The following is a 15,012-nucleotide window of genomic DNA, read 5'->3' on the forward strand; positions in this document are numbered from 1 at the left end:
CTACCCCGGGAGGCTTTCACGAGCCGTCGGCCGTTCATGACCGCACAAGGAGTCCACCGTGTCTAAGCGGACTTTCCAGCCGAATAACCGTCGCCGCGCACGCAAGCACGGCTTCCGCGCTCGCATGCAGACCCGCGCCGGCCGCGCAATCGTTTCCGCGCGCCGCAAGAAGGGCCGCGCGAACCTTTCCGCGTAGTCTTACGCAACCATCGTGCTACCCCGCCCGCACAAACTCACTTCATCCGCCGACTTCAAAACGGCGATGAAGCAGGGAGTGCGCGCGGGGTCTCGCACATTAATGGTCCATGTGTACCCACGCCCGGACGAGGTCATCACAGGTGGCCCACGTTTCGGGCTTGTGGTGTCTAAGCAGGTCGGCAACGCCGTGACCCGCCATGCGGTGTCGCGGAAGTTGAGGCATGTGGTGGTGCAACGTGGGGTCGTCGATAAGCTGCCGCGCAATTACGACGTCGTCATTCGCGCCCTGCCGAAGTCTGCCACCGCAACCAGCGATGACCTCGCGCGCGACATGGAGCGCGCCATTACCAAAGCGATGAACCGCTAATGGCGTACTACAACTTCGCCGGCGGCGAAATCCCCGCCGCCCGCGGACCGGCCGCCAAAGCGCTGGTCGGGCTGATTCGCGGCTACCAAAAATACCTCTCACCCCTTAAAATGGGCGGGACCTGTCGTTTTCTGCCGGTATGCAGCGCGTATGGGCTCGAAGCTGTGTCTCGGCACGGCGCTCTACGTGGTGGGATGCTGGCGGCGGCCCGGATCTGCAAGTGCGGACCCTGGCACCCGGGGGGCTACGACCCTGTCCCGGGCAGCATCGAATTGAGTGAGGAGTAACACCGAAACGTGCTGAATTTCATTTATTGGCCGATTTCCTGGGTGCTGAAGTTCTGGCACGAGGTTCTCGGCTTCATCCTTCCGAAGGATTCAGGTATTTCCTGGATCCTCGCCATCGTGCTGCTGACCTGCACGGTGCGTCTGCTGCTGCTGAAGCCGATGGTGAACCAGATGCGGTCCACCCGCAAGATGCAGGAGATGCAGCCGCGGATGCAGGAAATCCGCGAGAAGTACAAGGGCGACCAGCAAAAAATTGCGGAGGAGACGCAGAAGCTCTACCGCGAGATGGGTACCAACCCGCTGGCATCCTGCATCGTGCCGCTGGTGCAGATGCCGATTTTTATTGGCCTGCTCCACGTGCTGCGTTCCTTCAACCGCACCGGTGACGGCGGCGGCGTTGGTCTTGGTTTCACGGTTGAGCAGAACCGCAACACCGCCAACTACGCCTTCCCGCCGTCGGACGTGCAGTCCTTCCTGGACGCGGACTTCCTCGGTGTGCCGCTGTCGGCGTACATGTCGATGCCGGAGGAGATGTTCGCAGCCTTCGGTAACGCTGACCTGACGCGTGCGAACATCATCGCCGTCTGTGCCCCGCTGGTCGTGCTGTGTGCTGCGTTTACGCACTTCAACGCCCGCATCATGATCAACCGCCAGGCCGCCCGCAAGGCTGCCGGCAAGACCGCGAAGCCGCAGGGCGAGATGGCCGCGATGATGGAATCCCAGATGGGCATGATGAACAAGATGATGCTCTGGTTCTTCCCCATCATGATTCTGGCCACCGGTGTCATCTGGCACATCGGCCTGCTGTTCTACATGCTGACCAACAACGTGTGGACCTTCTTCCAGACCCGTTTCCTGAACAACAAGATGGACGCCGAGGAGGCTGCCGAGGAGGCCCGCAAGGTGGAGATGAAGCGCACCACCGCGCCTGCCCCGGGTGCCCGTAAGGTGGATCGCCGCACGAAGAAGCAGCGCAAGCAAGGCAAGTAAGCATTTGCTTATCGACGACGCCCCGGCTTCACCCGGGGCATTTTTCATGCCCATATATATGGTGTGGGGCCGTGTCGGAGAGCCGACTACAGTGTTCTGCATGTCGGATACCTCCCCTGCAGCCGCAGCCCAAGTTTTCGGAGATCGCCTCGCATTGGCCGAGGCGTACCACCAGTCGCTGGCCACCACTGCCGCCGAGCGTGGTTTTATTGGCCCCAAGGAAGTCGCGCGCCTGTGGGAGCGCCACATCCTGAACTGCGCAGTGATCTCGGAGGCCTTCCAAGAGGGGCTGAAGGTGGCGGACATCGGCTCCGGCGCTGGCCTGCCGGGAATCCCGCTGGCGATCGCTCGGCCGGACCTGAAGATCACGCTCATCGAGCCGCTGCTGAAGCGCTCCACCTACCTGCGCGAGATCACCGAGGAGCTCGGCCTGGACAACGTCACCGTCATCCGCGGCCGCGCCGAGGAGCAGCCGAAGGCATCCTTCGACGCCGTGACCTCCCGCGCGGTGGCGCCCCTGGGCAAACTTGCCGGCTGGTCGCTTCCGCTGCTGCAGGGCGGTGGGGCCATGATCGCCATGAAGGGCGAATCCGTCGCCGAGGAGCTGGAACGCGACGCCAAGCTCATCGCCAAGGCTGGTGGTAAGGATCCGGAGATTCTCACCGTGGGTGCGACTACGCTTGAACAGCCAACCACCCTAATCCGCATCACCCGCAAGAAGAAGGGGGAATAAGTGGATCACTACGATGACACGCCTTTGATGGAGGAGGCGATGCGGGCGGCGAGGGTGTCGTCGAGAAGCGAAACGCTCCCGCGACCCGACCAGCCGCGCGTGATCACCGTTGCCAACCAAAAAGGCGGCGTCGGCAAAACCACCACCAGCGTCAACCTCGCGGCGTCACTGAGCCGCCAAGGCATGAAAGTGCTGGTGATCGACCTGGATCCGCAAGGCAACGCCTCCACCGCGCTCGGCGCCGAGCACACCTCCGGCACCACCTCCAGCTACGAAGTGCTCATCGGTGAGGCCGACGCCGCCGACGCCGTGCAGGCGCACGCCGACAACGAGAACCTGTTCTGCATCCCCGCCACCATCGACCTCGCCGGCGCGGAAATCGAGCTGGTGTCCATGGTGCGCCGCGAATACCGCCTCCACGACGCCATCCGTCGCGGTTTCATGCAAGACCACGGCTTCGACTACGTGTTCATCGACTGCCCACCCTCGCTCGGGCTGCTGACCATCAACGCGATGACCGCCGTCGACGAAGTACTCATCCCCATCCAATGCGAGTACTACGCACTCGAAGGCGTGGGGCAGCTGCTGGGCAACATCGGCATGATCCGCGAACACCTCAACCACAACCTGCACATCTCCGCGATCCTGCTGACCATGTACGACGCCCGCACCCGCCTCGCGGCCGACGTCGCCGACGAGGTCCGCGGCCAATTCGGCCAAGTCGTGCTGAACAACGTCATCCCCCGCTCCGTGAAGGTCTCCGAAGCGCCGGGCTACGGCCAGACCGTCATCGACTACGACCCCGGCTCCCGCGGAGCACTCGCCTACTTCGACGCAGCCAAAGAACTCGCGCTGCGCGGCGACTACCAACCCCACCCCACCACCGGCCCAATTGGCGTGAGCCCGGAAGTCTCCGCCCAACTCGACAGCACTTCCGAGGAGGACTAAACCATGGCAGAACGCAAAGGCGGCCTCGGCCGCGGACTGGCAGCACTGATCCCGTCGGCACCCGCAGACATTGACAAGAACGGCAAAACCCCCGGCATCGGCGGCAACGCCTCCGACGTGATCTTCGGCAAGCAGGACAAGGGCGCTGGTGCAGGTTCTGGTGCTGCGAAGAAGGGTGCGCCGAAGGGAGCGCCTAAGGGGGCGCCGCGGGCTGTGAAGGGCGCGCCGACCGTTACTGCGAAGCAGGACAACGTCATGCAGCCAGTGCCGGTGGGTGCCCGCTACCAGGAAATCCCGATCGGCCAGATCATCCCGAACCCGAAGCAGCCACGCCAGGTCTTCGACGAGGATGAGCTCGCCGAACTGGTCCACTCCATCCGCGAGTTCGGCCTCCTCCAACCCATCGTCGTCCGCGACACCCCCGAGGGCTTTGAACTCATCATGGGCGAGCGCCGTTGGCGCGCCTCCTCCAAGGCAGGCCTCAAGCACATCCCGGCGATCGTGCGCGAAACCTCCGACGAGGACATGCTCCGCGACGCACTGCTTGAAAACATCCACCGCGTGCAGTTGAATCCCCTCGAAGAAGCTGCCGCCTACCAGCAACTTCTCGACGAGTTCGGCGTCACCCAAGAACAACTCGCCGACCGCCTCGGCCGCTCCCGCCCCGTGATCACCAACGCGATCCGCCTGCTCAACCTGCCGGTTCCGGTGCAGCGCCGCGTCGCCGCCGGTGTGCTCTCCGCCGGCCACGCCCGCGCCATCCTGGGCATCAAACTTGGCGACGACACCACCGACGCCCAGGCCCAACTCGCCGACCGCATCGTCGCCGAAGGCCTGTCCGTGCGCGCCACCGAAGAGGCCGTATCCATGATCAACGCAGGCGGCAAGGTGCCCGACAAGCCGAAGCGCCAACCTCTCCCCCAGCCGGAGTACCTCAGCCAGGCCGCCGACTCGCTTGCCGACATCTGGGACACCAAAGTCTCCGTCACCATGGGCAAGCGCAAGGGCAAGATCGTCGTCGAGTTCGGCGACAAGGACGACTTCGAGCGCATCATGGGGCTCATCCAAGGCACCGACTAGGGGTTTTAGGCGGCTGGTTTGGGCGGTTGGTTTGGGTCGCCTGTGCGCCCGCGGTGTCCGCATGCCCGCTGCCGGCCTGCCACGCTGCCTAGCGGTGTCCGCTCCTGACACATTTTGCCGAATTTGTCAGTGCTCCCTTCTGACCTGCGACGATGCCGGCGGCTGACAGATTCTGCCGGACTTTGTCAGGGTCGTGTCTGACCTGCACGATTACCTGCGGCTGACAGATTCTGCCGCAATGTGTCAGTGACTGGGTGCCGGCCGACGGGCGACGGGCGACTGCTGCCGCGATAGAGGTCGCGATCGAGGCCGTTGCCGCTCCCCTCACCAAAAAAGTTCCACGGAAATCGGCAGATCGCGTTAGGCCCGGGAATTATCTTTGGTTCGCGACGGTGCGACCTGGTCGAAGTGAACTATTTGGGCCCGGAAAGCCGAAATAGTTCCCAGGACGGGAACTATTTGGGTAAAAGAGGCCTGGGAGGGCGCGAGAGCCGGGAGGGCGTTTAGGCCTGCTCTTCGCGCAGGAGCTCCTTGAAGGAGTAGGTGCCTGTCGGGCGGGTGTCGTGGTCCAGCAGGTAGAGGCGCTTCACGGCGACGACGACGGCTTCGGCGATGGCGTCGCGCTGGGCGGGGTCGGTAAGTACGGCCAGGTCGCCCGGGTTGGTGAGGTAGCCGGCCACGAGCTCCACCGACGGCATGCGGGTCATCCGCAGCATTTCCCAGGTGCGGGCGTGGTTGCGGCAATTCTGCAGGTCAGTGCGGGCGGCGATCTCGCGCTGGATGTAACCGGACAGGGTTTCGCCGGTCATCGAGGAGCTGCCGTGCTCGGAGCCGAAGTAGAAGGTGGCAACGCCGTTGGCCTTCTCGTTGGGGTAGGAATCCAGACGCAGTGAGATCAGCAGGTCGGCGTTGAACCCGTTGGCCAGGTCGGCGCGGTGCTTGTTGGACGGGTTGTCGCCGCGCGGGCGGGACAGGATGGTTTCCATGCCGGTGGCGACCATGCGGCCCTCGATGCGCTGGGCGAGGTCCCAGAGGATCTCCTCCTCCGTGATGGGACCATACGGGCCCTCCACAACCAGGCCCTTGTCGGAACCACCGAGGTCAGGGTCGATGACTACGCGCTTACCGGCGAGGTTCGGGCCGGCCTGGCGGACGGTTTCGCGCTCACGGATCGCCTGGGCGGAACCTCCGGTGATGCGGCGGCCAAGCAGGGACAATGCATGCAACGTGTCGGGGCCGCAGACACCGTCGTCCTCCAAACCGGAGTTCAACTGGTAGTTCATCAACGCCTCGTAGGTGGCGGGGCCGAAGCGGCCGTCGATGCGGTTGGAGTAAAAGCCGAGCTCGTGAAGCTGCGTCTGCAACTGACCCACATCGTCGCCGACCATTTCCTGGCCCGGCTGGTAGCTCAGCACGCGCGCGCCCAACGTGTAGGAGGCTTCGCGCAGCTCGCGGAGCGTCAGGTCGTCGATGGAGCCAGACGGCAAAATGCCGCGAGATTGTTGGAAGGCTTTGAGGGCTTCGGCGAGGGTGTCGTCGAAAAGCATCTCGCTTTCGGTGAAGCGACGCGTGCTATCGATTTCGCCTTCGTATCCGTCGAGGAGACCGAGGCGGGCCAGCGACAACCGAACCTCGGCAACCCGCGAGCTGGAGTCGCCAACGTGCAGCAAGTCTTGCACTAAGCACCTAACTTTCCCGGTCGAAAAAACAAAACCAACTACAACAGCTTACGCGTCGAGCTGCGCCTGGATCTTAGCGACGATCTCCGACTTCGGACGCAGACCCACAAACTCATCGACGCGCTTGCCGTCCTTGAACAGCAGCACGGTCGGAATGGACATGACCTGGAACATTGCGCCCAGGGTGCGCTCGTTGTCCACGTTGACCTTGGCTACCTTAACCTGGCCTGCCATCTCCGACGCGATCTCATCGAGCAACGGGGAGAGTTTGCGGCACGGGCCGCACCACTCTGCCCAGAAGTCCACGAGAACCGGGGTGTCGGACTCGATGACCTCGCTCTTGAAGGTGGCCTGGGTGACATCTACTGGAGCACTCATGGCCGTTAGTTTACAGCTCCGCGAGATAGTGCTGTGCGTCCAACGCGGCACGGCAGCCCGAACCAGCCGCCGTGATGGCCTGACGGTATGTCTTGTCCACCAGGTCACCGCAGGCGAACACGCCGGCGACGCTGGTGCGTGTCGACGGATCCTCCACCGAAACGTAACCGCCCTCGTCTACAGCAACCTGGCCCTCGAGGAACCCGGAGCGCGGGTCGTGGCCGATAGCAACGAACAACGCGGTGGCATCCAGGACGGACTCTTCGCCGGTTTCCACGTTGCGTACGTTCAGTCCGCCGACCTTGCCGTCTGCCTCAACGACGGACTCGACGACGGTGTTGGTGACAAACTCGATCTTCTCGTTCTGCTTTGCGCGCTCCAGCATGATGGCGGAGGCACGGAAGTTCTCCGAACGGTGGATCAGCGAAACCTTGTAGCCAAACTTGGTCAGGAAGGTTGCTTCCTCCATTGCGGAGTCGCCACCACCGACGACGGCGATGTGCTGATCCTTGAAGAAGAAACCGTCGCAGGTCGCGCAGGTGGACACGCCACGGCCGGTCAGTTCCGCCTCGCCCGGGATGCCCAGGTGGCGTGGGGCTGCACCGGTGGCAAGGATGACGGCGCGGGCGTGGAACTCCTCGTCGTCCACGAACACCTTCTTAATCTCGCCGGAGAAGTCCACGCGGTCTACCAGTTCAGGGCGCAGGTCTGCACCAAACTTTTCGGCCTGCTCGCGCATGTTGCCCATCAGATCCGGGCCGAGCACGCCCTCGGGGAAGCCGGGGAAGTTCTCCACGTCGGTGGTGTTCATGAGTTCGCCGCCGAACTCGTAACCCTCGAATACGAGGGGTTTGAGCTCGGCGCGAGCGGCGTAGAGCGCGGCGGTGTAGCCGGCCGGTCCGGAGCCGATGATGATCACATCGTGGATGGTGTCTACATCGGTGCGGGCGGTGGCGGGTTCCGTTGCGGAATCGCCGCTTTCGTCGGTCTGCGGGGTAACGAAATTGAATCCGGAGAAGTTCATATCGGTGAGTCTAGCTGCTTGTTAACCTCTCCCCGATTGCTGCAGCTACTGCCTCCCGGGCACGGTATCTCCGGGACTTCACGGTGCCCGGTTTCACGCCTAATTCGTGGGCGGCGTGCTCGACGGACATGCCTGCGACATCGATCAGCCACAGTGCCTTACGCTGCCCCGACGGCAACACGTTGAGCGCCTGGCGCATCGCGATGGTGCGTTCCATGGCCTCCATGGGGTTGTAGGCGAGGTATTTGTTCATGTCGCTGCTGACGGCCACGGCGTCGTCGTCAAGACTCGCCTGTGCGCCCGCGCGCGTGAACTTGCGTTGGTGGTCGATGGCGGCGTTGATGGTCATGCGGTGCAGCCACGTGGATAGCTTCGCTTCCCCGCGGTAGGTGTGCAGGCTGCGTGCCGCCTTGAAAAACGCGTCCTGGACGATGTCCTGCGCGTCTTGGTCGTTGCGCGTGTAGTTGCGGGCCACGTAGTACATGGCTTTGTGGTGGCGTTTGACGATCTGCCTGAACGCTCGTCGGTCCCCGTCGAGGTATTGGGCGACTAGAGCCCGGTCATTGCGGTAATCCATGATTCCCCCCCAGAAAAGTGTTGACCCCCAGTGTGCACGACCCCCGCCCCGAAGGGAAGGGGTCAATTGCACAATCTATTGGACATCCACATGCCCTGCCAACGAAACTTCCGAAATTTCGAGCGGTTTCTGTTCCGCCGGGGTGAAGGAGATGATGACCTCGGTCAGCGCGCCGGTGTAGTCCACATCGGCACTGATCTGGCCGGTGCGCACCGTGCCCTCCGACAGCACTACAGGCGCTTGACCACCCGCGGGTACGCCGGAGATGGTGAAGGTTGCGCCGGTTGCGCCGGAGGCGTCGATAAGCACTTGCTCGAGGTCGAACGGCTGACCGTTGCTTTGCTTGACGACGAGATCCCCTCCGACCTCCCACTTCGTGGCCCGATCACCGTCAACGGCGGCGTGAGCATCAGAGCCGGAAGAGCCAGCAGAGTCAGCAGCAGTGGCCTCCAGCGGTGCGATGAGCACGGGCACGCGTGGGGCGGGCGCCACGGAGGATGTCGCGACGGCTTCCTCTTCTTCCTCCCCGGAGACGATGTCCACCAGGTAGGTCGTCAGCACACCGATCGCCACTGCGGCAGCCACGGCCACCAGGGTGACCAGCGCGATTGTCAACGGCTTGGTGCGGCCGCTGCCGAAGCCACCGTGGATCACGTCCGGGTCCTCCACGTGCTCGGGCACGGGCTCGACGGACTCGGGCACCTCGACGACGGGGATGGTGTCGGTCGGGGTGTCGTCTTCCTCGCTGTGGCGGCGCGAGCCCGGCAGGTTGGCTGCTTCCTTCAGGGCGGTGGCGATTTCGCGGAAGGCGGCTTGGTCGACGGCGTCGGCGTCGACAAGCGCTCGCGTGCGGGCGGTGATCTCGGCAAGGTCGTCGGAGGTGACGTTGGAGGTCAGCAACTCCAGGGCGGCGGCGAACGCCTCGGCGTCGGTCGGCTTTGTCGCATCCGGCAGGACGGCCGGGAATGCGAGGCGCACGATGCCGTCTGTATCAATACGCAACTGCTGGCGGTTGTCCAGACCCAGCGGCACGCCGGCCTCGTGCGCGGTGGCCAGCGCAGCAGCTAGTGGCACGAGTGCATTGGCGACGGCCTCCGTGTGCAGCGTCTGACCCGACTCCGCAACAGCCTTCACCGAGGAGCCCTCGATCCAGTCGGACACCACAACGGCGCCGGAGCGGAACGACAGGATCTCCACGTGGTCCGGCAGCGCTGGCAGGTGCATGTTGACGAGCTGGCGGGTACGGCGCGCGATACCGGCGGCTTGCAGGGCGGCCTCGCGCGGGGTGGCGGGCGCCATCGGGGCGGCACCGGTGGTGTCCACGAACGTCAGCGCGACGTTGCGGCCGGTTGCAATCTCGCGCGCCTGCCAGAAGCGGGCGCTGGAGGTGGCGCCGTGGTCGCGGATGAGACGGAAGCGGCCGTCGGACACGGACGCGCCCGGCACAAGGCGCGGGCCACGGACGACACCGGCGGACATCGGCGGCGGTACCGGGGAGGCGTTGAAGGTGTCGGCGGCGAGGAACTGGTTGGACATCTCGCGCGGGTCCACCTGGCCCACTTCGAGGCCGCGGTCGGCATCCGCGGTGATGAACCGGCCCAGGCCCGGGATGCGGCCCACGGCGGAGCCCAGGTTCTGCACCTCAGGCAAGCCGGAGCGCGACAGCACGACGCCGGTGACGATGAGGAACAGCACGCCGAGCAATGCGATCTCGATGAGCGAGCCCAGCGACGGCGCACCGATCATGCGTCCAAGGGCTTCCGGGAGGTGGAGGCCGGCGACGTCGCGAACCAACCAGCGCACGCCGAACACCGCGGCAACACCGACGGCGGACGCACCGATGGCCCACAGGGACGTGCGTAGCACCTCACGGAACTGCAGGGTGCCAAGCTTGCGGCGCAGTAGCAGCGCACCGATGATCGCGCCGGCGACAAAGCCGAAGCCGTTTGCGGCACCGAGCAGGATGACCACGTGGCCTGGCTCGCTCGCGATGGTCGGTGCCAGCATGGACAGTGCAATTTTGGTGCCGGTGATGCCAGCGATGATGAAGGTTGGCGTCCAGGCTTCCTCGCGCGCGTAGAACACACGCAGGTGCAGCATGACCAGTGCGTACGGGATGAGTGTGAACGCGGCGGCGCTGATGGTCAGGCCGAGGGTGTAGGCGGCTTCGTCGCTAAATGAGCCGTAGGCGAACAGGGCGCTGGCGATGTCAGGGCCGAGCGCCGTCATGAACACGATGATCGGCAGCAGGGCGATAAACGTCAGTTTGGTGCCCATGGTCAGGTCGTGCACAACGGCCTTGTCGTCGCCATCGGCGGCGTTGCGCGACAGGCGCGGCATGATCGCGGTCAGCAGGGTCACGCCGATGATGCCGTATGGCATCTGCAGCAGCATCCAGTGCTGTTGGTAAATGAACTGTGCGGCGGGGTCGGCCGCGAACGCGATGCGGGTGGTGATCACGTAGCCGAACTGGCTGATCGCCACATAGGTGATGATGGCCAGGGCCATGCCGCCGAACTGCTTGAGGCGCTCGTCGATACCCCACAGCGGTCGCAGGTCGATGCCCAGTTTCCGCAGTGCGGGCAGCATGATCAGGCACTGCACCACTACGCCTGCGGTGGTGCCCAGGCCAAGCAGCAGGACGTGCGGATTGCTTATCGACGACGGTGCTGCCGGATTCAACGTCCCCGGCAACGCCATATACGCCACCAGCACGGCGATGGAGACGACGTTGTTCGCCACCGGCGCCCACGCGCCTGGCCGGAAGTGTTCCTTCGTGTTCAGGATTGCCATGAACAGGGAGAACATGCCGTAGAAGAAGATCTGCGGCAGCAGCAGGTAGGCAAAGGATGTGGTTTGGACGAGGTTGCCTGTGGAGTCCTCGTCCAGCATCATCTCCGTCAGCCACGGCGCGCCGACGACGGCGAGCAGCGTGACCACCGTCATCAGTGTCAGCGTGAGCGTGAACAGGCGACGGATGAAGGCGGCGCCGTGGTCGGCGTCCTCTTTCTCCGCGCGGACGAGCACCGGCACGACGAGTGCGGTGAGCACGGAGCCGAGCACGATCTCTGTGATCAGGTTCGGCAGCGTGTTGGCGGTGTTGAACGCGGAGGCGACAACCTCGCCGAGCGCTGCACCGATGAGCACGGTGCGGATGAAGCCGGTGATGCGCGAGATCAGCGTGGCAATCGCCATCGAGCCGGTGGCGCGGACAACCTTTTCGCCCTCGCTCGGTTTGGTGTCCTCGGCAGGCTCAGCGGGCTCGGCGACCGCAACGCTTGTCGCGGCTGTGGCGACAGCGGCGGCGTCGTCAGCCGTCGGCGGCGGGGCGATGGTCTCGCCCTTGGGGCTGGTGGTCAGCAGGGACTTGTCCGGCAGGCCGGTTGCCGCCGGGGTGGGCGGCTTCGGCTCGCGCGGGGCCGGTACTGGCGCCGGTGGTGCCGGGGCGACGATGCGGCGGCGCAGGCCAGCCTCGGGCTGGCTGTTGTCCTGTGCTGTCACGGCTGTCTCCGTTCACGTGGGTTGCTGGGCGGTGGGCGTTTGGTCGGGCGCCTGTTCGGCGGTGCTTTCCTGCGGGTGATGAGCAGGAGCGCTAGCATCGCGGCGATCAGCGCGCCGGCGAGCGCCCACCCGCCGAGTTGGAGCCCGGCGGTGCGCACGGAGATGTCCACCGGGCGCGAGATCGGTTGGGCCGAGGCACCCGCGAGGTAAAGCTGCAGGTCGGTGCCGCGGTTGTTGTCGGGCAGGTCGGCGGTCATCTGGACGGTGACGGAGCCGCGTGCGGGGATTTTCAGCGTCCCCGGCACGTTCAGTTTCGCGCCGTCGGGCCCCCAGTAGCGGATCTGGGTGTGCACCGGCAGCGGCATTCCGTTTTGGGCGACGATGAGCAGTGGGCTTGACGACGACGCCCTGGTGTACACGTTCCCCGGCGGGATTAACGTCACGGAATCGCGCAGATCGTTCAGCGTTGCCCGGCTGGCGGCGAGGCGGTCGCCGGTGGCGCGCACGGCGTCGTCGTAAAGCGAAAGTGCCCTGCGTCTGTTGGTGCTGAGCGCGACGAGCATGTCGCGGCGCAGCGGCAGGGTGAAGCCGTAGCGGGTCAGCGCGATGGCGGGGTCGTTTGCCATGAGCGCGGTGATGTCGTTGATGAAGCTGTTTTGCTGCGTGACCTGCAAGATTTCTGCGTCGGTGAAGGCGGCGGGGTCCGAGAATGTGGCCGTGGTGTCGGCGGGTGGGACCTCCGGCGGGGCGGCGAGGTAGTCGCCGAACGAGATCGGGCGGGAGGTTCCGTCGGCGATCAGGCCCGCGACCGTGCCCAGGAGCACCGCGGCGGTTTTCGCGTCCCACGTTGCCGGTGGGTTGATCATCACGGGTTGGGTCGGTGCGTCGCCCTCACCCGTGGTGGCGCTCTGGGCGGCAAGCCGCATCGCTGCGGCGGCGTTGACATCGCGCGCGGTATTGGAATCCCGGGTGTAGTCGAAACGCAGGCCCGGGTTGGAATACCCCGGCGTGTCCGGGTGCTCCCCCGTCGCCGCTAGCACCGCGGCCAGCGAATCCTGGTACCCGACCTCCATCACGCCGGCAGTGTTCCACGTGAAACGTTGCGCATCCGCAGGCTTTGCGACGAGCACCTGCACCGGCACCTCCGGCACCGGCGCCGCCGCGCCCGAGAAGTCTGCGAGCTCCGCGCGTTCGAGCGCGCTCTGGTGGGAGTTGGCTTCGGCGTCGGGCGCGCTGTCAGCTTGGGCCGCCTCCCACGCGGCGTGCATCCCGCCGTCGAACACCGTGGAGCGGGTGTGGTCCGCCCAGCCAAGCGCCGGCCCGGCGCCTGCCTCGATGTAGCCGGTGCCAGCGACCACCGTATTGATTGTGCCCGCCGTGCCTAGCACCCGCTGCAGCACAAACGGGCCGCGCTCGACGGCTTCGCGCATCAGCCACGGATCACCCGTACGCGCCACCGCGTTGAGGTCCGCGTTCGCCCACGGCAGCGCCACGGTGCAGCCGGTCGCGGCGATCTCGCGCACTTTGTCCAGCCACGCCTTCGCGTCCTCGGCCCCGGAACCTGGGGTGCGGTGCGTGTCGTCGTTCGAACCCCAGCTGTCGCGCAGACGCTTCGGTTCCTCCACCACGGCGGGGCGCGAATCACTGACGGTGTAGCCGCCGGTCATGCGGTCCACCGTGTCCACCAGCGCCGGGTCGAGCGCCATGCAGGTGGCGTAGCCAACCTCAGGGGTTTCCACTGCCTTGCGGTACTGCTCCACCAGGGTGTCCAAGCGCCCGCCGGGCGCGAGTTGTTCCGCCAGTGCGTCGCTCTGCAGCACCAGCGGCGGGTCCTCGGGGGCCTCGCCGGTCTCGCCCGGCACGATATTCACCGGAGCGGAGACCGGGTACAGGGCGGTCAGCCCGCCCGGTTCGACGTCGTCGGCCGACCCGCGCACGGCCAAGTGGAAGCGGTCGGTGTCCAGGGTGGCGCTGGTGTCGTCGATAAGTTGCAGCATCATCGGGTACACGCCGATGCCGCCGGGCGCGGTCATCTGCAGCGACAGCTCGGCGCTTTCGCCGGGGCGCAGCCGGGTATCCACGACCACCTCGTCGCCCACAACGCTGTACTCCCCCACCCCGGCGACGGCGGCCACGCGCTGCTCGGAGACGGAGCCCACCGGCGCGGCGCGACGCGTGAGCACTTTGAGGCCCTCGAGGGTTGTGTCGGTCTGATTGGTCACGCGAAGTTTCACGTGAAACGGATCGTGCGCGGAGACGACCGCGGGGGCGTCGATAAGCGACACGCGCGCGAGCTGGCCCTCACCCGGGCGCACCGCCGGGTTGACCCACTGCTCCGCAACCTCAGGGTTCTTCGGGCTCACCGGCACCGCGGGCACCGCGCGAGCCGGGGTCGCTGACGGGACCGCCAGCGCTACCGCAACCGCGGCCGCAGCTAGACGGGAAATCGGCCGAATCATCGCGGGGTAGACCTTCCGGCGGCGACTTCCTTCCGAGCCAGCTCAGGCATCCGGTCAAACGCGATACGCGCCAGTTTGCGCTCGTCGGCGTACGCGAGGTGCTCCATCAACTCGCTCATGGGCACCCAGGCCACTTCGGTGACCTCCGGGTCTTCGTCGTTAAACACGCCGTCCACAAACCGCAGCAGGTTGTGGTGCACCGTCTTGTGGATCCGCACTCCGTCGGACACAAACCAGTAATCAATGGTGCCCAGGGTGTCGAAGGCCTCGCCGGTAATACCGGTCTCCTCCCAGACCTCACGCTCTGCGGTGCGCCACTGGTGCTCGCCATCCTCGACGTGGCCCTTCGGCATCGACCACAACAACCGCCCACGGCGATCCAGCCGGCCAATCAGCGCGACGTAGATGCGGCTCATGTCCACCTTGCCGTCCGGGCCGACAGCCTCCGCCATACCGGAGACCACCAGACCACCGGCCGAGGTCTCGTCGCGCACCTCCATCGAAGAGTCGTGCTGGCGGTTGTACTGCGAATGACGGCGATGCTGGTTGCGGTTTCGGTTCCGCTGATTCCCGCGCCCGCCCCTCCGGCGGTTGTTCGGGTTGCGGCGACGGTGTTGCTTCTTCTTCGGCTTGTCGCCGCCTTCTGGTTGGTTCTTGTCTTGGCCCTGCTGGTTTTTATTCTGGCCGCCGCGGCGCTTCCGCGGACGACGCCGCCCGCCGGATCCCCCCTTACCGCTGGGGGGACCCGGTACAGGCCGCGTGTTGTCACTCATTCGTGCCATGCTATCCGG

General features: G+C 65.5%; 14 protein-coding genes. 7 read left to right on the forward strand and 7 right to left on the reverse strand.

The annotated features are described in order from the left end of the window. Positions 1-58 precede the first annotated feature (58 nt). The 7 genes from rpmH (at position 59) to HMPREF2734_RS00600 (ending at position 4,603) form a co-directional block, all read left to right on the forward strand. Positions 59-196 (forward strand): 50S ribosomal protein L34, encoded by a 138-nt coding sequence (gene rpmH / locus HMPREF2734_RS00570; protein ID WP_070421912.1) that lies wholly within the window; start codon positions 59-61, stop codon positions 194-196. A 15-nt stretch (positions 197-211) separates the two neighbouring features. Then, positions 212-565: a ribonuclease P protein component gene (gene rnpA, locus HMPREF2734_RS00575; protein ID WP_070568233.1), complete on the forward strand. Its 354-nt coding sequence runs from the start codon at positions 212-214 to the stop codon at positions 563-565. Further along, complete coding sequence (gene yidD, locus HMPREF2734_RS00580) at positions 565-852, forward strand: membrane protein insertion efficiency factor YidD (protein WP_070421910.1); 288 nt, start codon at positions 565-567, stop codon at positions 850-852. The genes rnpA and yidD overlap by 1 nt, the downstream gene beginning before the upstream one ends. A gap of 9 nt (positions 853-861) precedes the next feature. Continuing rightward, positions 862-1,842: a membrane protein insertase YidC gene (yidC, locus tag HMPREF2734_RS00585; RefSeq protein ID WP_070421909.1), complete on the forward strand. Its 981-nt coding sequence runs from the start codon at positions 862-864 to the stop codon at positions 1,840-1,842. Positions 1,843-1,942: 100 nt separating this feature from the next. Continuing rightward, positions 1,943-2,575 carry a 16S rRNA (guanine(527)-N(7))-methyltransferase RsmG gene (gene rsmG, locus HMPREF2734_RS00590; RefSeq protein WP_101732845.1) on the forward strand — a complete coding sequence of 211 codons (633 nt, stop codon included), beginning with the start codon at positions 1,943-1,945 and terminating at the stop codon, positions 2,573-2,575. Positions 2,576-2,602: 27 nt separating this feature from the next. Next, positions 2,603-3,523: a ParA family protein gene (locus HMPREF2734_RS00595; protein WP_141750388.1), complete on the forward strand. Its 921-nt coding sequence runs from the start codon at positions 2,603-2,605 to the stop codon at positions 3,521-3,523. Between the two features lie 3 nt (positions 3,524-3,526). After that, positions 3,527-4,603, forward strand: coding sequence for a ParB/RepB/Spo0J family partition protein (locus HMPREF2734_RS00600; RefSeq protein ID WP_070568242.1), 1,077 nt, complete (start codon positions 3,527-3,529; stop codon positions 4,601-4,603). A 503-nt stretch (positions 4,604-5,106) separates the two neighbouring features. Here the strand turns inward: HMPREF2734_RS00600 and HMPREF2734_RS00605 are convergent. From HMPREF2734_RS00605 to HMPREF2734_RS12190, 7 genes are all read right to left on the reverse strand, one after another. Further along, on the reverse strand, positions 5,107-6,282 hold the full coding sequence (locus HMPREF2734_RS00605) for an N-acetylmuramoyl-L-alanine amidase (protein ID WP_070568245.1): 1,176 nt from the start codon (positions 6,280-6,282) through the stop codon (positions 5,107-5,109). 48 nt (positions 6,283-6,330) lie between these two features. Then, entirely contained in the window at positions 6,331-6,660 is a 330-nt protein-coding gene (gene trxA / locus HMPREF2734_RS00610) for a thioredoxin (RefSeq protein ID WP_070421904.1), read from the reverse strand. 10 nt (positions 6,661-6,670) lie between these two features. Continuing rightward, positions 6,671-7,684: a thioredoxin-disulfide reductase gene (trxB, locus tag HMPREF2734_RS00615; protein ID WP_083307991.1), complete on the reverse strand. Its 1,014-nt coding sequence runs from the start codon at positions 7,682-7,684 to the stop codon at positions 6,671-6,673. Between the two features lie 10 nt (positions 7,685-7,694). Continuing rightward, positions 7,695-8,261, reverse strand: coding sequence for an RNA polymerase sigma factor (locus HMPREF2734_RS00620; RefSeq protein ID WP_070421903.1), 567 nt, complete (start codon positions 8,259-8,261; stop codon positions 7,695-7,697). A gap of 75 nt (positions 8,262-8,336) precedes the next feature. After that, a complete protein-coding gene (gene murJ / locus HMPREF2734_RS00625) occupies positions 8,337-11,762 on the reverse strand; it encodes a murein biosynthesis integral membrane protein MurJ (RefSeq protein ID WP_070568248.1) in 3,426 nt (1,141 codons plus the stop codon). Continuing rightward, entirely contained in the window at positions 11,759-14,221 is a 2,463-nt protein-coding gene (locus HMPREF2734_RS00630) for a DUF6049 family protein (RefSeq protein ID WP_070568251.1), read from the reverse strand. The genes murJ and HMPREF2734_RS00630 overlap by 4 nt, the downstream gene beginning before the upstream one ends. Then, positions 14,218-14,994 carry an NUDIX hydrolase gene (locus tag HMPREF2734_RS12190; protein ID WP_083307992.1) on the reverse strand — a complete coding sequence of 259 codons (777 nt, stop codon included), beginning with the start codon at positions 14,992-14,994 and terminating at the stop codon, positions 14,218-14,220. Before HMPREF2734_RS12190 ends, HMPREF2734_RS00630 begins: the two co-directional genes overlap by 4 nt. Positions 14,995-15,012: the final 18 nt, after the last annotated feature.

The organism is Corynebacterium sp. HMSC055D05, from assembly GCF_001810365.1.
Classification (GTDB): Bacteria; Actinomycetota; Actinomycetes; order Mycobacteriales; family Mycobacteriaceae; genus Corynebacterium; species Corynebacterium coyleae.